We start from the raw sequence: 18,761 nt of genomic DNA, 5'->3' as shown, positions 1-18,761 counted from the left end.
GGGCGCTACATCCCCGCCCATGGAAACGCTTCATATCATCGGCGGCGGCATGGCCGGATCCGAGGCTGCCTGGCAGGCGGCTTCGCTGGGTGTGCCGGTCGTTCTGCACGAGATGCGCCCGGGTGTCGGCACCTTCGCGCATCAAACCGGAAATTTCGCGGAAATGGTCTGCTCGAATTCGTTCCGCTCGGACGATGATGAGCGCAATGCCGTGGGCCTGCTGCATTGGGAAATGCGCGCGGCCGGCGGGCTGATCATGCAGATGGCGGATCGGCATCAGCTTCCGGCGGGCGGTGCGCTGGCGGTGGATCGGGACGCCTTTGCGCAGGCGGTGACTGCGGCCCTGCGCGCGCATCCGTTGATTTCCTTTTCTGAGGAAGAGGTTACCGAGCTTCCTTCATCCGGAGAATGGATCATCGCGACCGGGCCGCTGACCTCCGGCGCGCTGGCCGAGAGCATCCGCGCTGCGACCGGGGCCGAGAGTTCTGGCGTTTTTCGATGCCATCGCGCCGATCGTTTATGCCGAGTCGATCGACATGAACGTGGTCTGGCGCCAGAGCCGCTATGACAAGGGCGAGACCGAGGAAGAGCAGAAAGCCTATCTCAACTGCCCGATGGACAAGGCGCAATACGAAGCCTTCATCGACGCGCTTCTGGCCGCCGAGAAGACCGAATTCCACGAAGGCGAGACCGCAGGTTATTTCGACGGCTGCCTGCCGATCGAGGTGATGGCCGAGCGCGGGCGCGAGACGCTGCGCCACGGGCCGATGAAGCCCGTCGGCCTGACCAATGCGCATCGGCCCGAGGTCAAGCCCTACGCCGTGGTGCAATTGCGCCGGGATAATGCGCTCGGCACGCTCTACAATATCGTCGGCTTCCAGACGAAGATGAAGTATGGCGCGCAAACTGCTGTTTTCCGGATGATTCCGGGGCTAGAGCAGGCATCCTTCGCGCGGCTGGGCGGGATCCATCGCAACACCTTCATCAATTCGCCGACGCTTCTGGATGACCGGATGCGGCTGCGCGGCCGTCCGGGCGTGCGCTTTGCCGGGCAGATCACCGGCGTCGAGGGTTATGTCGAAAGTGCGGCGATGGGGCTTCTGGCCGGGCGGATGGCCGCCGCCGGGATCCTCGGGCGCGACCTGCCGCCGCCGCCGCCCGAAACCGCGATGGGCAGCCTGATCCATCACATCACCGGCGGCGCCGAGGCAAAGACCTTCCAGCCGATGAACGTGAATTTCGGCCTGTTCCCGTCAATCGACGCCAAGGCCGGGCGGCGCGGCCGCAAGGACCGCTACAAAGCCTATACCGACCGTGCCAAGGCGGCGTTCACGGAATGGCTCCGCTAGTCACCCGCTTCGCGCCGTCGCCGACGGGGCCGCTGCATCTGGGCCATGCCTATGCGGCGATGGTCGCCCATGACCGGGCGCGGGCGAGCGGTGGGCGGTTCCTGCTGCGGATCGAAGATATTGACCGGCAGCGGTCTAAGCCGGAATGGGAAATGCAGATCTACGAAGATCTGCGCTGGCTGGGGCTGACCTGGGACGGGCCGGTGATGCGGCAGTCGGATCGACTGAACATCTACCGGCATCATCTTGAAAAACTGTGGAAAGACGGGTTTCTGTTCCGCTGCACCTGCACCCGGCGGGATATCGAACTGGCCGCTTCGGCGCCGCAGGAAGGCGTCAGCTTTGGGCCGGATGGGATCGTCTATCCCGGCACCTGCCGCGGACAAAAGGCCAAGGGTCCACTACCAGACGCAGTTCTCAGATTACATATGGAACGCGCTGCAACAGATTGCGAATTCACGGAAATCGGAGATCTGCATCGCGGCGTTCACCGCATCACCCGCGACCATATGATCCGCGAGGTCGGCGATGTCGTGCTGTCGCGGCAAGGCATGGGCACCTCCTATCACCTCTCGGTGGTGCTGGACGATGCGGCGCAGGGCGTGACGCTCGTGACCCGGGGCGAAGATCTGTTCGACGCAACGCAAATCCACGTCACTCTTCAGAAACTACTTCAATTTACAATCCCAACATACTGTCATCACAGACTTATCCGCGACGAAAACGGCAAAAGACTGGCCAAGCGGGACGATGCCCGCGCCATTGCCCTTTACCGCGCCGAGGGGGCCAGCCCGGCTGACATCCGCCGCATGGTCGGCCTTACATCGGGGTGAGGATCACGACCTCTTCGCCGTCACGCAGCGCCGTATAGAAACAGCTGCGCCGGTTGGTATGACAGGCCGGCCCCGCCTGATCGACCAGCAGCAGCAGGCAATCACGGTCACAGTCGATCCGCAACTCGACCAGCTTCTGCACATGGCCCGAGGTCGCCCCCTTGGCCCACAACGCCTGCCGCGAGCGCGACCAATAGGTGACCTGCCCGGTCCGGAGCGTTTCCAGCAGGCTTTCGGGGTTCATCCAGGCCATCATCAGCACTTCGCCCGTCGCATGATCCTGCGCGATCGCGGGGATCAGACCGTTGGCATCATATTTCAAACTGCTGGGATCGAAGGGCATCGGGCTTTCCTCTGTCGCGGGACGCTCCTATCTAGGACGCGAACCGCCGGAGGGAAAGCCATGAGCGACACAGACCTGTTCAAGCTGTATTCGCAGCAGATCCTGACGCTCGCCGCCAGCATTCCGCATGCGCAGCTTTTGCCCAGCTTCGACGGTCAGGCACGGGAGCGCGCGCCGCTGTGCGGCTCAACGGTTGAGGTGACCCTGCGGCGGGATCATGGCCGGATCACGGCATTCGGGCAGAAGGTGCAGGCCTGCGCGCTCGGTCAGGCGTCGGCGTCGATCTTCGGCGCGCAGGTGATCGGCTGCGGGCGGGATGAAATCGCCCGGCTTTGCGCGGAACTGGACGCGATGCTGGCGGGCGGGCCTGTTCCTGCCGCGCCTTTCGGGGGCTATGACGTTCTTCAGGCCGCGCGCGCCTATCCGAACCGCCATGCCTCGATCCTGCTCGCACCGCGCGCGACGCTGGCGGCATTGGTGTGAAAAAACGCCGCCACCGCAAGGATGGCGGCGCAGGAAGCGCTTTCAGGGCAAGCGGACCGCGGGGACATGCGGGCCGCAAAAGCGCGAGGCAGTTCAGAACAGACCGGGCAGATACAAAACGCCCACGAAGGTGACGCAGACCGACAACGCCCCGAGCGCGTCCTGCCAAAACCTGGGATTGCGGGCGAAACTGGCGGGCAGATCCTTGTGCATTCCTTAACCTCCGTGATCGTGTTGCTTATTTGTTCTCATGATTCTTACGATCTGTAAAGAACTTTGTGAGAACATTCAGCCAACATCCAGGAGGCGGAACGCACGGTCCTGCTCCATCAGCCATAGCAGCACTCGCGCGGCCTGCCCGCGTGGGGTGTTCAGGTCGGGGTCACGTTCCAGGAGCGCACGGGCATCGCTCTGCGCGACCGCCATCAACCCGGCCTGCCGTTCCAGATCAGCGATGCGGAAGCGCGGCAAACCAGATTGCGCCGTGCCGATCACATCGCCCGCGCCGCGCATGGCAAGGTCTTCCTCGGCGATGCGGAAACCGTCCTCGGTCTCGCGCAGGATCCGCAAGCGGCGCTCGCCCGCCTCGCTCAACGGCGCCTGATAGAGCATGAGGCAGGTCGATTCCGCCGCACCTCGCCCGACCCGGCCGCGCAATTGATGAAGCTGCGCCAGGCCGAAAATCTCGGCGCGCTCGATCACCATGATCGAAGCGTTGGGGACGTTCACGCCGACCTCGATCACCGTCGTCGCGACCAGAACCCGGGTCCGGCCCGCGACGAAATCGGCCATCGCGGCGTCCTTCTCGGCCAGCGGCATCTGACCATGGACCAGCCCCACGGCATCACCAAGCGCGGCACGCAGGCTGAGAAACCGCTCCTCGGCGGAGGCGAGATCGACCTTCTCGCTTTCCTCGACCAGCGGGCAGACCCAATAGGCCTGCCGCCCTTCGGCCACGGCGCGCTTCAGATGGGCAACGACCTCGGGCAGCCGTTCCGTCGCCATCAGGGCGGTGCGGACCGGGCTGCGCCCAGGCGGTTTTTCGTCCAGCAGGCTGATGTCCATATCGCCATATTGCGCGAGCGCGAGGGAGCGCGGGATCGGCGTCGCGGTCATCACCAGAACATCGACCCGCTCGCCCTTCGCGCCCAGCTCCATCCGCTGCGACACGCCGAAACGATGCTGTTCGTCGATGATAACCAAACGAAGATCCTGAAATTCAACGTCTTTCTGGAACACCGCGTGAGTGCCCAAAAGGATATGAATCCGGCCCGCGACGAGATCGGCAAGCTTCGCGGCGCGCTCGGCGCCCTTGTCGCGCCCGGTCAGAACCTCGACCCGGACCCCTGCGGCGGCGGCGAGCGGCGCGAGGCTGTCGAGATGCTGACGCGCGAGGATTTCGGTCGGCGCCATCATCACGCCCTGCCCGCCCGCCTCGACCGCCACGAGCAGCGCGAGCATGGCGACCAGCGTTTTGCCCGAACCCACATCGCCCTGAAGCAGCCGGTTCATCCGCCGTTCGGAGCCCATGTCGGCGGTGATTTCCGCGACGGAACGGCTCTGCGCCCCGGTCGGCGCCCAAGGCAAAGCCGCCAGCACGCGCGCCCGAAGGCGGCCATCGCCCCGCGTCGCGCGCCCCTTGAGGCGGCGTTGCGTCCGGCGCGCCAGGGCGAGCGTCAATTGATGCGCGAGCAATTCATCGTAAGCGAGCCGCGCCCGCGCCGGTGCGCCCTGCACGAGCGACTGGGCCCCGCGCGGCTGGTGAGCGGCACGCATGGCCCCGGCCCAGTCGGGCCAGTTTTCCCGCGCGAGCAAGCCGGGGTCGATCCATTCGGCCAGCTGCGGCAGGCGCGCCAGAGACCCGGCGGCGGCCTTGGCCATCAGGCGCTGCGTCAGCCCGGCGGCGAGGGGATAGACCGGCTCGAACTCCGGCAGATCGGCGGCATTCTCGGGCGCGAGGATATGGTCCGGGTGAACCATCTGGACGATGCCGTCGAAGGCTTCGAGCTTGCCCGACACGAGACGGCGCGCGCCGATGGGGAGCGTCTTTTCCAGATAGTCACCGCGGGCGTGGAAGAAGACGAGGGAGAATTCCGTCTCGGCATCCTGCACCAGCACGCGCGATGGGCCATCGCGGCGGCGGGCCGGAAGATGAGCGAGGACGGTCACCTCGACCGTCGCGACGGTTGGTGGGGCAACCGCACGGACCGAGGGCACCGGCCGACGGTCGACCACCGCATGGGGGAGCGTGAAGAGCATGTCGCGCGGTCGGGTGACGCCGATCTGCGCGAAGGCCGCCGCCGTCTTGGCGCCGATGCCGGACAGCGTTTCGATCCCGGCGAACAGCGGGAAGAGGACGGCGGGGCGACCGCTCATGCCCCCTCCGCCAAAGCCAGCCAGGTGTCTTCGTCGATCACCTCGATCCCGAGTTCGGCGGCCTTTTTGGCCTTCGATCCCGCGCCCGGCCCCGCGATCAGCAGATCGGTTTTCGCCGAGACGGACCCCGCGACCTTGGCGCCGAGCGCCTCGGCCCGGGCCTTCGCCTCCGCCCGGGTCATCTTCTCCAGCGTACCGGTAAAAACCAGCGTCTTGCCGGCGACAGGGCTATCCGTCGCGACGCGCTGCGCGACGGGTTCGGCACTGACATAGCCCATCAACCGGTCGATCGCGGCGCGGTCGGCAGAATGGTTGAGCGAGGCGACCAACGAGGCGGCGGTGGTTTCACCGATCCCGTCGATCGACATGAGATCGGCCCAGGCGGGGCCCTCGCGGTCGTCCGCCGCGCGCATCGCGGTGATGAAATCCGGCCAGTTGCCGTAATGACGCGCGAGCAGATTGGCGGTTTCCTCGCCGATATGGCGGATGCCGAGCGCGAAAATCAGCCGGTTGAGCGGCACGTTGCGCCGCTCCCGAATCGCCTTGAACAGGTTGGTGACGGATTTCTCACCAAAACCGTCGCGGTTCTTCAGCTTGCCCAGATTGGCGGTGTCGCGCTCCTCCAGCATGAAGATGTCGACCGGCTCGCGGATCGGAAGATCCCTGTCGGCGAAGAACATCTCCAACTGGCGCGGGCCGAGGCCTTCGATGTCGAAGGCCTGCCGGGAGACGAAATGCTTCAACTTTTCCAGAGATTGCGCCGGGCAGTTGAGCCCCCCCGTGCAGCGGCGCACGGAATCGCCCTCCTCGCGGATCGCGGCGGAACCGCAGATCGGGCAGGTTTCCGGGAAGACATAGGGCACCGCCTCCGGTGGGCGCCGGGACAGGTCGATATCGGCAACCTTGGGAATCACGTCGCCCGCGCGATAGACCTGCACCCAGTCGCCCTCGCGGATGTCCTTGCCGCCGCGGATCTCGCCGCCGCGGGAATCGCGCCCGGCGATGTAATCCTCGTTGTGCAGCGTGGCGTTCGAAACGACGACGCCCCCCACCGTCACCGGCAACAGACGGGCCACCGGGCTGAGCGCACCGGTGCGGCCGACCTGGATTTCGATCTTTTCCAGCCGCGTCCAGGCCAGTTGCGCCGGGAATTTATGCGCCAGCGCCCAACGCGGTGTCGTGGCACGGAACCCCAGCCGGCGTTGCAGGGCCAGATCGTTGACCTTGTAGACAACGCCGTCGATGTCATAGCCCAGCGTCGCGCGCTGGTCCTCGATCAGGCGGTATTGCGCCAGCATCTCTTCGGGGCCGTGGCACAGATGGGTGAGCGGGTTCGTCTGAAAGCCAAGGGCCGCGAGCCGCTGAATCGCACCGGATTGCGTATCGGCCAGCGGTTCGGACAGCGCCCCCCAGGCATAGGCGAAGAACCGCAGCCGCCGCCCTGCCGTGATCCGGGGATCCAACTGGCGCAGCGAACCGGCCGCCGCATTGCGCGGATTGGCAAAGGTCCGGTCCCCGCGTTCGGCCTGCCGCGCATTCAGCGCCTCGAAATCGGCATGGCCCATATAGACCTCGCCCCGGATCTCCAGGACCGCCGGAGCCCCTTCGAGCCGTTGTGGAATATCGGCGATGGTACGGGCGTTTTCGGTAACGTTTTCACCGACTTCTCCATCGCCCCGGGTTGCGGCCCGAACCAGAACCCCGGCCTCGTAACGCAGCGACAGCGAAAGCCCGTCGATCTTCGGCTCCGCCGTATAGTCCAGCGGCGCTTCCGGCCCAAGGCCCAGATAGCTGCGCACGCGCGCATCGAAATCGCGAAGATCTTCCTCGGAAAAGCCGTTCTCAAGGCTCATCATCCGGATTTCATGGACGACCTTGCCGAATCCCTCCGCCACTGCGGCTCCGACCTGATGCGTCGGGCTGTCAGGGCGCGCGAGATCGGGGAAGCGCGCCTCAAGTGCCGCAAGGCGGCGCTTCAGCGCATCATAGTCCGCATCCGAAATCTCAGGCGCGTCGAGCGTGTGATAGGCGGTGTTCGCCGCCTCCACCGCACGGGTCAGACGCGCCATTTCGTCAGGCGCATCCGCACGGGAAACATCCTCTCCCGCGACCGGGTCCGGCGTGGTTTCCTCTGTCATGGGCATCTCCTCGGCTGTCCCCAATCCTTAGGGACAGCCGGGAAGGTCGTCCAGAGGGCTCAGGCCGAAGCCGCGATGCGCCGCCCCATCTCCCCCTGATCCGGATCGCGCAGGACATAGCCCCGGCCCCAGACGGTTTCGATGTAATTATCACCATCCGTCGCTTCGGCCAGCTTCTTGCGCAACTTGCAGATGAAGACGTCGATGATCTTCAGTTCGGGCTCGTCCATGCCGCCGTAGAGGTGGTTCAGGAACATTTCCTTGGTCAGCGTCGTGCCCTTGCGCAGGCTGAGCAGTTCCAGCATCTGGTATTCCTTGCCGGTCAAATGGACCGTCTTGCCAGCCGCCTGCACCGTCTTCGCATCGACGTTCACCGCAATCTTGCCGGTCTTGATGACCGATTGCGAATGCCCCTTCGACCGGCGGATGATCGCGTGGATCCGCGCGATCAACTCCTCCCGGTGGAACGGCTTCGTCATGTAGTCGTCCGCGCCGGAGCCGAAGCCCTTGATCTTGTTGTCGGTATCGTCCGCCCCGGTCAGGATCAGGATCGGCGTCTCGACCCGCGCCAGACGCAGCTGCCGCAGCACCTCCAACCCGTTCATGTCGGGAAGGTTCAAGTCCAGAAGAATCAAATCGTAGTCATAAAGCTTGGCAAGATCGATCCCCTCCTCGCCCAAATCTGTGCAATAAACATTCAGATTGGCATGGGTCAGCATCAGCTCGATGCTGCGAGAGGTCGTCGGATCGTCCTCCACCAACAGAATCCGCATTGTGGGTGCTCCGCGTTAATCACTCAATCACCAATCAACGTTGCATCAACTGGTTAACACGGAGTTACTGTCGCAGCTTTTTTCGCCGTCGCAACCTAAAGTTGTCGATATTTCTGGATCGCTGTGACTTTCAGGCCAGCCACCCCATGCTTGCTCACCGCATTGGCCCAGATGTCATATTCTTCCTCGGACAGGTTGTATTTCTCCAGCACCTCGGCCCGCGAGATCAGGCCGTAGGTCACCGCGTTCACCACCGTCGCCTTGCGCGAGGCAACCCACCGCCTCGTGTCGCTGGGCGGCAGATCGGCCCGGGTCAGAATGATCCCGTTCGGCAATGTGACCGAACGCGGACCGTCGACTTTCTTCAGATACATGGTCGCACCCCTTCACTCCATGCGGGTCACGATGCGGGGAGCGACTTAACGACCAGTGAAACGCGGACTTGAGAGTATTTAGCATTTTCATATATTCCTTCGGTTCTCGCGAAAGGACCGCCAGATGCGCATGGACCCGCCTATCCCGTTGAATTCGCTCGGGCTGCCGAAACCACCGGCCGAGACCCGAGTCGTCGTGGCGATGTCGGGCGGCGTCGACAGCTCCGTCGTGGCGGCGATGCTGAAGGAAGAGGGCTATGACGTCGTTGGCGTCACGCTGCAACTTTACGACCATGGCGCTGCGCTGGCGAAGAAGGGCGCGTGCTGTGCCGGGCAGGATATCCACGATGCGCGCCGCGTGGCCGAGGCGATGGGCTTCCCGCATTACGTTCTGGATTACGAAAACACCTTCCGCGAGGCGGTGATCGAGGAATTCGCCGATGCCTATCTGGCGGGCGCGACGCCGGTCCCCTGCATCCGCTGCAACGAGCGGGTGAAGTTCCGTGACCTGCTGGAAACCGCGCGCGACCTCGATGCCGATTGCATGGCGACCGGGCACTACATCCAGCGCAAGACGGGCCCGCACGGGCCGGAACTGCATTGCGCGGCCGATCCGAATCGTGACCAGAGCTATTTCCTGTTCTCGACCACGCCGGAGCAGTTGTCCTTCCTGCGCTTCCCCCTCGGCCATCTGCACAGCAAGGCCGAGACCCGGGCACTGGCGGCGAAATACGGCCTTGCCGTGGCGGACAAGCCCGACAGCCAGGACATCTGCTTCGTGCCGAACGGCAACTACGCCAGCGTGATCGAAAAACTGCGCCCCGGCGCCGCCGACCCGGGTGAGATCGTCGATCTGAACGGCAACGTGCTGGGCACCCATCGCGGCGTGATCCACTACACCATCGGCCAGCGCCGGGGGCTTGGCATCGGCGGGCTGGGCGATCCGCTCTATGTCGTGAAGCTCGACCCGGAGACGCATCGCGTCATCGTCGGGCCAAAGGAAGCGCTCGCCACCCGGATCGTTCCGGTGCGGGAAATCAACTGGCTGGGCGACACGCCGCTGACCACGCGGCCGGAATGGCATGTCCTCGTCAAGGTGCGCTCGACCCGCCCGCCACGCGAAGCGATCCTGCGCCCGCTCAGCGCGACCGAGGCCGAGGTCGAACTCCTCGCCCCCGAAGAGGGCGTCAGCCCCGGCCAGGCCTGCGTCTTCTACGAGGCGGAAGGCAGCAGGATCCTCGGCGGGGGCTGGATCTGGAAGGGCCGCTAACGCTGCATCACATATTTTCCGGGCGCGGGATACAGCACGGGATAGCCCGCCCCGGCATTACCCATCGGCGGCGGCGCGACGGGCTCGCCCCGGTCCTGCTCGCTTAACCAGTCCGCCCAGGCGGGCCACCAGCTTCCCGGTTGCTGTGGTGCCGCCGCCGCCCAATCGGACGGGCCCGGATGGCTGCGCCCGGGGACATGCGTCATCATCCGGAACTTCGCCTTCGGATTGCCCGGCGCGGCGACGATGCCGGTATTGTGCCCGCCCGAAGCCAGCGCGAAAGTCACCGGGGATCGCAGCAGCCAGGTCAGCTTGTAGACCGAGGTCCAGGGCGCGATATGGTCACGCTCCGTCGCCACGGCGAAAACCGGAACCTTGATGTCCTGAAGGAAGATGTGGTTGCCACCGACCTGCATCCGCCCCTCCGCCAGATCGTTGTCGAGAAACAGCCAGCGCAGATATTCGGAATGCATCCGATAGGGCATCCGCGTCGCGTCATCCGACCATGCGCCAAGCGCCGAGGGCAGCTCCCGCTCGCCCATGACATATTCGCGCACCATCTTCGACCAGATCAGATCCTGCGATTTGAGCATCGAGAAGGTGCCCGCCATCGCCTCCTTGCCCAGAACGCCCTGCTCCCACATCATGTCTTCCAGCAGGGCAAGCTGGTCTTCGTTGGTGAACAGGCTCAACTCGCCCGCCTCGTCGAAATCGACCTGCGCGGCCAACATGCTCATCGACGCGAGCCGGTTGTCCCCGTTCTGCGCCATCACCGCAGCCGAGACCGCCAGCAGCGTGCCGCCAAGGCAATAGCCCAGCCCCTGCACCTTCGGCGCGCCGGTGATCGCCGTCACCGCATCGAGCGCGGCCATCACGCCCAGCTTGCGGTAATCATCGAAACCGAGATCGCGATCCTCCGGCCCCGGGTTCTTCCAGCTGATGCAGAACACCGTAAAGCCCCGGTCCACCAGCCATTTGACCAGCGAATCCTGTTCCGTCAGGTCGAGGATATAGTATTTCATGATCCAGGCCGGAACCAGCAGCAGCGGCACCGGCTTCACCGTCCCGGTCGTCGGCGCATATTGGATCAGTTCGATCAGGCGGTTGTGATAGACCACCTCGCCCTTCGTCGCGGCGACCTCCTCCCCCGGGGTGAATTCGACGGAATGCTCATCGACGCGCAACAGTTTCCGGACCGCATCCTCCACCCAGTACTGCGCGCCGCGCATCAGGTTGGCGCCGCCTTCGTCCACCGTATGCGCGATAAGCTGCGGGTTGGTGGCCAGGAAATTCGACGGCGACAGCATGTCGAGCATTTGCCGCCCGTAGAAATCGACCAGCCGCAGATGGTGCTTGTCTGCCCCGGGCAGGTCCGAAACCGCCCGCTTCCACCGTTGTTCCGCCAGAAGATGCCGCTGCGCCCAGACGGCAAACGGGAACCGGTTCCATTCGGGCGCGCTGAAGCGCCGGTCGGGCTTGGCCGGTGCCGGGCCGGGGTCGTCCCCCGTCGCCGCGCCTGCGGCCCAGGCGGCCAGACGCTGCCCGTCCTGCGCCGCCTTCCACAGCAATTCGGCCTGTCTGCCCGGGCTGAAGGCCAGATGCGCCGCCCAATCCATCCAGGCCATTCCCAGCGACAGCGGCGAAATGCCGTTCTCCGACCGCCCCATCAGCGCATGAAGGTAGCGGTCGAACCGGCGGAAAGCATCCTCGGCAGGCACACGCGGCGCCTCCCGCAGCGCCGGAACCCCGGGCTCAATCCGCGCGGGCAGTTGCGCGATCGGCTCGACCGGAAGCGCTTCGGCCTCCGCCATCTTGCGGCGCGCGCGGGGGGCCTTCACCGCGCGATCAGCAACCGCTTCGGCCACCGGCTTGCGGCGGGCGCGCGAGGCCTTCGGCGCATCATCAACCGGCCCAGGCGGAATCTGCGCCGTATCAGCCGCCACCGGCTTGCGGCGGGCACGCGGGGCCTGCGGCGTATCATCATCGTCAACCGGCGCGCGGGGCGGAGCCTGCTCGGCGCCACCGGAACCCGGTAGCTCCTGGCCAGCAGTCAGAGCCTGTGCCTCGGGCTGAGCGGGACTTGCCCCAGACGGTTCCGGCGCGATGTCCTCCCCCGCGGTCTCTCCTGCCTTGCGCGGAGCGCGGCGCGCCTCCGCCCTGCTGCGCCCCTGGCCTGCCGACCGCCGACCACCACTACCCGCTCCGCGTCCTGCCACCTTCGCCTCCGATCAATGCGCTCCCGGCCCGGGCCGGGAGCCTTCTGGACCGATTACTCGGCCTTGCCCTTGCCCGCCCCATCGGTCGCGCTGCGGATCGTCTCCTGCGCGAGGGTGGCTGCCGAAGCGGCGAGCTTGTCCGTCTCGCTGGCATAATCCGCCAGCATCTTCTGCCAGAACCCCTGCCACAGGCCGATCGCATCGGTCGGGCTCTCGGCACGCCCGAGCGCCGCGAGGAAATCGCGGTCGCGCTCGCAACGCGCCTTCAGGAATTCCAGCGTCTCGATATTGTGCCGCAGCATCGCCTCCGCCACCCGCGCCTGCGGCTTGACGAGCGCGGTCCAGTCAGGCAGCGGCGCGTTCTTGAATGCTTCCGAGAAGCTGCCCATCATATCCGTCGGTGTCTTTCGGGTCATGCCGATCTCCTCTCCCTCCCATTAACCGAACATTACCATAGCATCACGTTCCGGTCCCGATATTGATCTGTGACAAACGCATGTTTCCGTGACCCCCTTGACCTCCGCCCGATGCGGGAGAATGAACGCGGGCCTTCCAGCCCCGGAGCCGCCATGCCCGCCGAACCCCCTGTCCCGACATCCCCAACCTCAGGCGTGCTGCTCGGATTCGCTGCCTTTGCCGCCTTTTCCCTTTCGGATGCCTGCGTGAAGCTGATCGAGGGCGGGTTGCCGCCTTACGAATCAGCCTTCTTCGGCGCGGTCTTCGGGCTGGCCGTCCTGCCCTTCCTGCGCCGCAGGGGCGAGCGGCCCGGCGATGTCTGGCGCACCGTCGACCGGCCGCTGTGGCTGTTGCGGTTCATCTCCTATCCGGTGGGGGTGATCGGGTCGGTCACCGCCTTCACCCATCTATTGATGGCCGAGGCCTTCGTCCTGATCTTCCTGCAACCGGCCTTCGTGACGGTGATCTCGATGCTGTGGCTGAAGGAACAGGTCGGCCCGCGGCGCTGGTTCGCGGTGGTGCTGGGCTTTGTCGGCGTACTGATCGTGCTGCGGCCGGGGATGCGGGAGTTGACGATCGGCCATCTCGGCGCGCTGGTCGCGGGGATGAGCGGCGCGGTCTCGGTCGTCACCTACCGCGCGGTGGGCGGGCGCGAAACGCGGCTGTCGCTGATCGGCGCGGGGGTGATGGGCGGGGTGATCCTGTGCGGGCTGGCGGCGATCCCGGGCTTTGTCTGGCCCGATGCCGGGCAATGGCTGCGGCTGGCGGGCTACGGCCTGTTTGCGGCGCTGGCGAATGTGCTGCTGATGCAGGCCGCGTTTCACGCGCCCGCCGCATGGATCAGCACGACGCAATACAGCCAGATGCTCTGGGCGATCGTTCTGGGCTGGCTGATCTGGGGTGACCGGATCGACTTGCCGACGGCCCTCGGCATCGTGCTGATCATGGGGTCGGGCCTGTTGACGCTGCTGCGCGAACAGGCCCGCCGGGTGCCCGAGCCGCGCGCGATGGGCGGCACGACGCGCCTTGGCCCGGTGACCATGCGCAAGGACTAGCGCCGCCGCTCGCCGCGCAGCACCAGCCCCCAGGCGAAGGCGACAAAGGCCGCAAGGCCGAACCAGGTCAGCGCATAGCTCAGATGCGCGTTGCGGAAGCTGACCACCGTCTGCCCGCCGCGCGGCCAGGCGGCGGGATCGCCCAACTCCTGATCCACGAAATAGGGCGCGGCGTCCTTCAGCCCGAGCGTCTGCGTGATCGACGCGATGTCACGGCGATACCACTGCCGCGCCTCCGGATTGTTCGCGCGCGAAAACAGCCAGCCCCGGTCCTCCGGCATCCGCAACAGGCCGATGACGGTCTGTTCGCCCTCGGGCGCGGGCCGGGTCGCGGGATCGCGCCGGTCCTCGGGCACCAGCCCACGGTTGACCATCACCACCGTGCCGTCGTCGCGCGCCAGCGGTACCAGCACCCAATAGCCCGGGCCCCAGTCGGTGGGGGTATAGATCTGCACCTCGTCCCCGTTCAGGAAATGGCCGCGCAGCACCACCCGGCGGTATTCGGCGCTTTCCGCCGTCAGGCCGGGCCAGTCGGCCGGACCCGGCGCGGGCACCGGCTCGGCATGGATGCGGGCATCGACCCGCGCGATCAGATCGGTCTTCCAGCGCAGCCGCTCGACCTGCCAGACACCCAGGCTGGCGAACCCGGCGAAGAGGACAAGCGCGAGAAGCGTGAAGAGGACAAAGCGCGGGCGCATCAGGGGGATCCTTTCATGACGAAGGGGCCGGAAAACCCGGCCCCTTGCGTTGCTGTGTTGCGATCAGTGCGAATGACCGGCGGGCACTTCGGGGCTCAGCCCCTGAACCTCGCCGCCCATGTCGGGCATCGGCGGCATCATGTGGGTGTTCATATTGTGCATCACCCAGAGCGACCCCGCCAGCACGATCCCGAGGATCACCACCGAGAAGATCGTCGCCGCCAGCGTCCAGCCGCCCTCCGCATGCCGGTTGACATGCAGGAAATAGACCAGATGCACGATGATCTGCACCGCCGCCAGCGCCATGATGATGCCGACCAGCAGCGTGCGACTCATCTCCACTTCGGACATGACCAGCACGAAGGGCACGACCGTCAGCACGACCGCCATCGCGAAGCCGATCATCAGTTGCGACATGGTGCCGTGCGAATGGGTTTCGGAATGCGCCATCAGACCAGCCTCACCAGATAGACGAAGGAGAACACCCCGATCCAGACCAGATCGAGGAAGTGCCAGAACATGCTCAGCGTGCTGAGCCGACGCATGTTCTCCTCCCGCAGGCCGTGGATCTTGAGCTGGATCGTCAGAACGATCAGCCAGATCAGGCCGAAGGTCACATGCAGCCCGTGCGTGCCGACCAGCGCATAGAAGGCCGACAGGAAGCCCGAACGGTCCGGTCCGGCCCCGATATGGAGCAGGTGCCGGAATTCGTAGACTTCCATCGCGATGAAGCCCGCGCCGAACAGGCCGGTCACGATCAGCCAGCGGATCGTGCCGGTCAGGTCCGCCGCGGAGGCCCGCAGCATACCCAGCCCGAAGGTAACCGAGGAGATCAGCAGCAGCGCGGTTTCCCACGCCACGAAGCCGGGCTCGAACAGATCCTTCGGCCCCGGGCCCCCGGCAAAGTTGTTGCCGAGAACCGCATAGGTGGCGAACAGGCATCCGAAGATGATGCAGTCGCTCATCAGGTAGATCCAGAAGCCGATCGGCGTCGGGCTCTCGTGATGATGCTCCGCGTGCGCAAGCTCCTGCGCCGTGGTGGGGGTGATCACGTTCATGCCGTGGCTCCCTTCTCCATCGCCGCGACGTCAGCCGCCGGGATGTAATAGTCGCGGTTGTAGTTGAAGGTATGCGCGATCGCGATGCCGACGATGGCCACGAAGGACAGCGCCGCCAGCCACCAGATCCACCACACCATCGCGAAACCGAAGACCAGCGACGCCGCCGCGATCAGCACGCCCGCCGCGGTGTAATGCGGCATGTGGATCGGCGTGTAATGACCGGACCATTTGAAGCCTTCCTGCTTCATGCGCCAGAACTCGTCGAGGCCGCGCACATGGATGGTTTCCGGGAAGTTGTAGGGCGCAGGCGGCGAAGAGGTCGCCCATTCCAGCGTCCGCGCGTTCCACGGATCCGACCCGCAGGCGAGCTTCTTGCGGTTCAGCACCGCGAAGAACATCGACGCGAAGTTGCACAGGATGCCGCCCAGAATGAACACCGCGCCAATCGCAGCCATCACGAAGTAGATCTGCCAGGCCGTGTCCTGATACTGGCTGATCCGGCGGGTCACCCCGATCAGGCCAAGCGCGTAAAGCGGCATGAAGGCCAGATAGAAGCCGATGATCCACAGCCAGAAGCCGCGCACGCCCCATTTCCGGTCAAGATGGAACCCGAAGGCCTTGGGCCACCAGTAGTTGACCGCCGCATAGACACCGAACACCACCCCGCCAATCGCGACGTTGTGGAAGTGCGCCACGAGGAACAGCGTGTTGTGCAGCTGGAAATCGACCGGCGGAATCGCGAGCATGACACCGGTCATGCCGCCGATGGTGAAGGTGACGATGAAGGCGATCGTCCACATCATCGGCAGTTCAAACCGCACCTGCCCCTTATACATGGTGAAGAGCCAGTTGAAGATCTTCACGCCCGTCGGCACCGAGATGATCATCGTGGCAATGCCGAAGAAGGTGTTGACGCTCGCCCCCGACCCCATGGTGAAGAAGTGGTGCAGCCACACGATGAAGGACAGGACCATGATGCAGCAGGTCGCCCAGACCATCGTCTTGTAGCCGAACAGCGGCTTGCCCGAGAAGGTCGCCGAGATTTCCGAGAACACGCCGAAGATCGGGATGATCAGGATGTAGACTTCCGGGTGGCCCCAGATCCAGATCAGGTTGATATACAGCATGGCGTTGCCGCCAAGGTCGTTGGTGAAGAAGTGCGTGCCCAGGTAACGGTCCAGCGTCAGCAGCACCAGCGTCGCGGTCAGCACCGGGAAGGCGGCGATGATCAGCACGTTGGCACACAGCGTCGTCCAGCAGAACACCGGCATGTCGAACAGCTTCATCCCCGGCGTGCGCATCTTGAAGATGGTCGCGACCATGTTGATGCCCGAAAGCGTGGTCCCGACACCCGCGATCTGCAACGCCCAGATGTAGTAATCGACCCCCGGCCCCGGCGAGAAATCCTTGCCCGAAAGCGGCGGGAAGGCCAGCCAGCCGACACGCGCGAATTCCCCGATGAACAGCGAGATGTTCACCAGAAGCGCCCCGGCCACCGTCATCCAGAACGAGAAGTTGTTCAGGAACGGGAAGGCCACGTCGCGCGCGCCGATCTGAAGCGGCATGACGTAGTTCATGATCCCGGTGATGAAGGCCATCGCCACGAAGAAGATCATGATCACGCCATGCGCGGTGAAGACCTGATCGTAGTGGTGCGGCGGCAGATAGCCTTCGGCGCCGCCCGCAGCCAGCGCCTGCTGCGCGCGCATCATGATCGCATCGGCAAAGCCGCGCACGAACATGACGAAGCCGAGGATCATGTACATGATCCCGATCTTCTTGTGGTCGACCGTGGTGATCCAGTCCTTCCACAGCGGCGCCCAGAGCCGGAAGTAGGTCATCGCCGCCAGAAGCGCCAGCCCGCCCACCACGATGGCGGAGAAGGTCAGCACGAGGATCGGTTCGTGATAGGGAATCCAGTCGAGCGTCAGCCGGCCGAAGATCGGCGACACCGGCCCGACATAGGGATTGATTTCAGTGGCCATTATGCTGCCCCTCCGTTTCGACCGAGGACATCTGCTCATGTCCGCCATGCGCCTTCGGCGCCAGCGGAGCGGGCTGGGCGGGCATCGGGTTGCCGAAGCCGTCGATCGTGCGCTCGTCGTCGTAGTTGTATTTGTCCTTGTCGCCGATGCCGTGCAGGCCACCGCCGCCCATCTGGTCCTGCATCATGGTTTCGCCCATGCAGACCTTGCCGGGTTCGACGCACATGCCGACGATCCGGTCGAAAAGCCCCGCCTCGACGGTGCCGAAATGGCCCACGGGCACGTTCATCGACGGTTTTTCCAACGCCAGATAGCTTGCGGTATCAAGCGCGGGCGACGGCTTCGCCGCTTCGATCCAGGCCGCGAAATCGGCGTCGTTCATCGCCTTCGCGTCGAAGGTCATATGCGAGAAGCCCGGCCCCGAGTAATGCGCCGAACGGCCCGCATAGGTGCCTTCGTGATCGGCGATCAGGTGGAGCTGCGTCTGCATCCCGGCCATCGAATAGACCATGCCGCCAAGCGCGGGCACCACGAAGGTGTTCATCACCGTCGAGGAGGTCAGCTTGAACTGCACCTGCCGCCCCACGGGGATCGCCAGTTCGTTCACCGAGGCAACGCCGTATTCCGGATAGATGAACAGCCATTTCCAGTCGAGCGACACCGCCTCTACGACCAGCGGCTCGCCGCCGTGATCAAGCGCGCGATAGGGGTCGAGCCGGTGGGTATAGACATAGGTCAGCCAGCCGAGCACGAGGATGATCAGGATCGGCACGCCCCAGACGGCCAGTTCGATCTTCGTCGAATGGTGGAATTCCGGATCGTAATCCGAATTGTCCGTGCGCGTGGCGCGGTATTTCCACGGGAAATAGACCGCCATCACCAGAACGGGGATGATGACGATCAGCATCAGGAGGGTGGAGATGATCAGCAGGTCGCGCTGTTCGGCGCCGACCCACCCCTTCGGGAGGAGCACGTCATACTGACATCCCGCCAGCGATACCGCCACAGGCAGCATCAGGAGGAGTTTGGGCAGTTTCAACAAATCCGGCCTCTTGGGCAATTCCGGCCCGCGCGGGGAATTCCCCGACGGGCTGGGAACTGGGATGGACTCCGCCATGGCATGCGCCTGAGCGGAGCAATATGCGCGCCTTAGGCGCCTTGGACGGGGTTCGTCATGGGACATTCTGTCGCACCCCGCGCAGGGCTATCACCGCAAAAATACTCATGAATTCATATATGTTGGCAGCGACGCCGCCGCCACGGTCAAACATATATCTGAGATTCAAGGTAAATTGCAGGGGAGAAGCACAAGACCGCTCGCCCGTCACGCTAAACCCATGGCTGCGGCGCA

16 protein-coding genes and 1 pseudogene are annotated in these 18,761 nt (G+C 64.9%); 5 read left to right on the top strand and 12 right to left on the bottom strand.

The window, feature by feature from the left end; all coding sequences use genetic code 11:
* The first annotated feature begins 19 nt into the window (after window positions 1–19).
* Window positions 20–1,349, top strand: a pseudogene (gene trmFO / locus QM789_RS09530) (methylenetetrahydrofolate--tRNA-(uracil(54)-C(5))-methyltransferase (FADH(2)-oxidizing) TrmFO).
* The gene (gluQRS, locus tag QM789_RS09525; protein ID WP_420351684.1) at window positions 1,337–2,182 is read left to right on the top strand and encodes a tRNA glutamyl-Q(34) synthetase GluQRS; all 846 of its coding nucleotides are present in this window, start codon (window positions 1,337–1,339) and stop codon (window positions 2,180–2,182) included. The pseudogene trmFO and the gene gluQRS overlap by 13 nt, the downstream one beginning before the upstream one ends.
* On the opposite strand, the gene hisI is transcribed toward gluQRS, so the two are convergent.
* Entirely contained in the window at window positions 2,169–2,525 is a 357-nt protein-coding gene (hisI, locus tag QM789_RS09520; RefSeq protein ID WP_420351683.1) for a phosphoribosyl-AMP cyclohydrolase, read from the bottom strand. The genes gluQRS and hisI overlap by 14 nt on opposite strands.
* Before the next feature lie 60 nt (window positions 2,526–2,585).
* On the opposite strand from hisI, the gene QM789_RS09515 reads away from it, so the two are divergent.
* Complete coding sequence (locus QM789_RS09515) at window positions 2,586–3,008, top strand: iron-sulfur cluster assembly scaffold protein (protein ID WP_420351682.1); 423 nt, start codon at window positions 2,586–2,588, stop codon at window positions 3,006–3,008.
* Window positions 3,009–3,296: 288 nt separating this feature from the next.
* On the opposite strand, the gene recG is transcribed toward QM789_RS09515, so the two are convergent.
* The 4 genes from recG to QM789_RS09495 all read right to left on the bottom strand — a co-directional run bounded on the left by recG (window position 3,297) and on the right by QM789_RS09495 (window position 8,669).
* Window positions 3,297–5,384 (bottom strand): ATP-dependent DNA helicase RecG, encoded by a 2,088-nt coding sequence (gene recG, locus QM789_RS09510; RefSeq protein WP_420351681.1) that lies wholly within the window; start codon window positions 5,382–5,384, stop codon window positions 3,297–3,299.
* Complete coding sequence (gene ligA, locus QM789_RS09505; protein WP_420353279.1) at window positions 5,381–7,453, bottom strand: NAD-dependent DNA ligase LigA; 2,073 nt, start codon at window positions 7,451–7,453, stop codon at window positions 5,381–5,383. The genes recG and ligA overlap by 4 nt, the downstream gene beginning before the upstream one ends.
* 128 nt (window positions 7,454–7,581) lie before the next feature.
* Window positions 7,582–8,295 carry a response regulator transcription factor CtrA gene (ctrA, locus tag QM789_RS09500; protein WP_420351680.1) on the bottom strand — a complete coding sequence of 238 codons (714 nt, stop codon included), beginning with the start codon at window positions 8,293–8,295 and terminating at the stop codon, window positions 7,582–7,584.
* 95 nt (window positions 8,296–8,390) lie between these two features.
* Window positions 8,391–8,669 (bottom strand): DUF1153 domain-containing protein, encoded by a 279-nt coding sequence (locus QM789_RS09495; RefSeq protein ID WP_420351679.1) that lies wholly within the window; start codon window positions 8,667–8,669, stop codon window positions 8,391–8,393.
* A 130-nt stretch (window positions 8,670–8,799) separates the two neighbouring features.
* Between QM789_RS09495 and mnmA the strand changes: the two genes are divergently transcribed.
* A complete protein-coding gene (gene mnmA, locus QM789_RS09490) occupies window positions 8,800–9,939 on the top strand; it encodes a tRNA 2-thiouridine(34) synthase MnmA (RefSeq protein WP_420353278.1) in 1,140 nt (379 codons plus the stop codon).
* Here the strand turns inward: mnmA and QM789_RS09485 are convergent.
* Together QM789_RS09485 and QM789_RS09480 are read right to left on the bottom strand one after the other, a co-directional pair.
* Window positions 9,936–11,777, bottom strand: a complete 1,842-nt coding sequence (locus QM789_RS09485; RefSeq protein ID WP_420351678.1) for a PHA/PHB synthase family protein — start codon at window positions 11,775–11,777, stop codon at window positions 9,936–9,938. The two genes, mnmA and QM789_RS09485, sit on opposite strands and share 4 nt — an antisense overlap.
* 431 nt (window positions 11,778–12,208) lie before the next feature.
* Window positions 12,209–12,571, bottom strand: coding sequence for a phasin family protein (locus tag QM789_RS09480; RefSeq protein ID WP_420351677.1), 363 nt, complete (start codon window positions 12,569–12,571; stop codon window positions 12,209–12,211).
* A 153-nt stretch (window positions 12,572–12,724) separates the two neighbouring features.
* Between QM789_RS09480 and QM789_RS09475 the strand changes: the two genes are divergently transcribed.
* Window positions 12,725–13,666, top strand: a complete 942-nt coding sequence (locus tag QM789_RS09475) for a DMT family transporter (protein ID WP_420351676.1) — start codon at window positions 12,725–12,727, stop codon at window positions 13,664–13,666.
* Here QM789_RS09475 and QM789_RS09470 read toward each other — a convergent pair.
* The 5 genes from QM789_RS09470 to cyoA all read right to left on the bottom strand — a co-directional run bounded on the left by QM789_RS09470 (window position 13,663) and on the right by cyoA (window position 18,452).
* Entirely contained in the window at window positions 13,663–14,364 is a 702-nt protein-coding gene (locus tag QM789_RS09470; RefSeq protein WP_420351675.1) for an SURF1 family protein, read from the bottom strand. The two genes, QM789_RS09475 and QM789_RS09470, sit on opposite strands and share 4 nt — an antisense overlap.
* Before the next feature lie 63 nt (window positions 14,365–14,427).
* Complete coding sequence (cyoD, locus tag QM789_RS09465) at window positions 14,428–14,814, bottom strand: cytochrome o ubiquinol oxidase subunit IV (protein ID WP_420351674.1); 387 nt, start codon at window positions 14,812–14,814, stop codon at window positions 14,428–14,430.
* Window positions 14,814–15,422 (bottom strand): cytochrome o ubiquinol oxidase subunit III, encoded by a 609-nt coding sequence (gene cyoC / locus QM789_RS09460; protein WP_420351673.1) that lies wholly within the window; start codon window positions 15,420–15,422, stop codon window positions 14,814–14,816. The genes cyoD and cyoC overlap by 1 nt, the downstream gene beginning before the upstream one ends.
* Window positions 15,419–17,410, bottom strand: a complete 1,992-nt coding sequence (gene cyoB / locus QM789_RS09455) for a cytochrome o ubiquinol oxidase subunit I (protein ID WP_420351672.1) — start codon at window positions 17,408–17,410, stop codon at window positions 15,419–15,421. The genes cyoC and cyoB overlap by 4 nt, the downstream gene beginning before the upstream one ends.
* Complete coding sequence (cyoA, locus tag QM789_RS09450; RefSeq protein ID WP_420351671.1) at window positions 17,400–18,452, bottom strand: ubiquinol oxidase subunit II; 1,053 nt, start codon at window positions 18,450–18,452, stop codon at window positions 17,400–17,402. Before cyoA ends, cyoB begins: the two co-directional genes overlap by 11 nt.
* Between the last annotated feature and the right edge of the window lie 309 nt (window positions 18,453–18,761).

Source organism: Paenirhodobacter sp. (assembly GCF_047600745.1).
Taxonomy (GTDB): domain Bacteria; phylum Pseudomonadota; class Alphaproteobacteria; order Rhodobacterales; family Rhodobacteraceae; genus Rhodobacter.
Note: the sequence above shows the minus strand (reverse complement) of the source record. Positions and strands in the feature narration are given on the sequence as shown.

Coding starts and splice junctions, on each gene's coding strand:
- gluQRS (WP_420351684.1), top strand. CDS start 1,337: ATGGCTCCGCTAGTCACCCGCTTCGCGCCGTCGCCGACGGGGCCGCTG.
- hisI (WP_420351683.1), bottom strand. CDS start 2,525: ATGCCCTTCGATCCCAGCAGTTTGAAATATGATGCCAACGGTCTGATC.
- QM789_RS09515 (WP_420351682.1), top strand. CDS start 2,586: ATGAGCGACACAGACCTGTTCAAGCTGTATTCGCAGCAGATCCTGACG.
- recG (WP_420351681.1), bottom strand. CDS start 5,384: ATGAGCGGTCGCCCCGCCGTCCTCTTCCCGCTGTTCGCCGGGATCGAA.
- ligA (WP_420353279.1), bottom strand. CDS start 7,453: ATGGCGCGTCTGACCCGTGCGGTGGAGGCGGCGAACACCGCCTATCAC.
- ctrA (WP_420351680.1), bottom strand. CDS start 8,295: ATGCGGATTCTGTTGGTGGAGGACGATCCGACGACCTCTCGCAGCATC.
- QM789_RS09495 (WP_420351679.1), bottom strand. CDS start 8,669: ATGTATCTGAAGAAAGTCGACGGTCCGCGTTCGGTCACATTGCCGAAC.
- mnmA (WP_420353278.1), top strand. CDS start 8,800: ATGGACCCGCCTATCCCGTTGAATTCGCTCGGGCTGCCGAAACCACCG.
- QM789_RS09480 (WP_420351677.1), bottom strand. CDS start 12,571: ATGACCCGAAAGACACCGACGGATATGATGGGCAGCTTCTCGGAAGCA.
- QM789_RS09475 (WP_420351676.1), top strand. CDS start 12,725: ATGCCCGCCGAACCCCCTGTCCCGACATCCCCAACCTCAGGCGTGCTG.
- QM789_RS09470 (WP_420351675.1), bottom strand. CDS start 14,364: ATGCGCCCGCGCTTTGTCCTCTTCACGCTTCTCGCGCTTGTCCTCTTC.
- cyoD (WP_420351674.1), bottom strand. CDS start 14,814: ATGGCGCATTCCGAAACCCATTCGCACGGCACCATGTCGCAACTGATG.
- cyoC (WP_420351673.1), bottom strand. CDS start 15,422: ATGAACGTGATCACCCCCACCACGGCGCAGGAGCTTGCGCACGCGGAG.
- cyoB (WP_420351672.1), bottom strand. CDS start 17,410: ATGGCCACTGAAATCAATCCCTATGTCGGGCCGGTGTCGCCGATCTTC.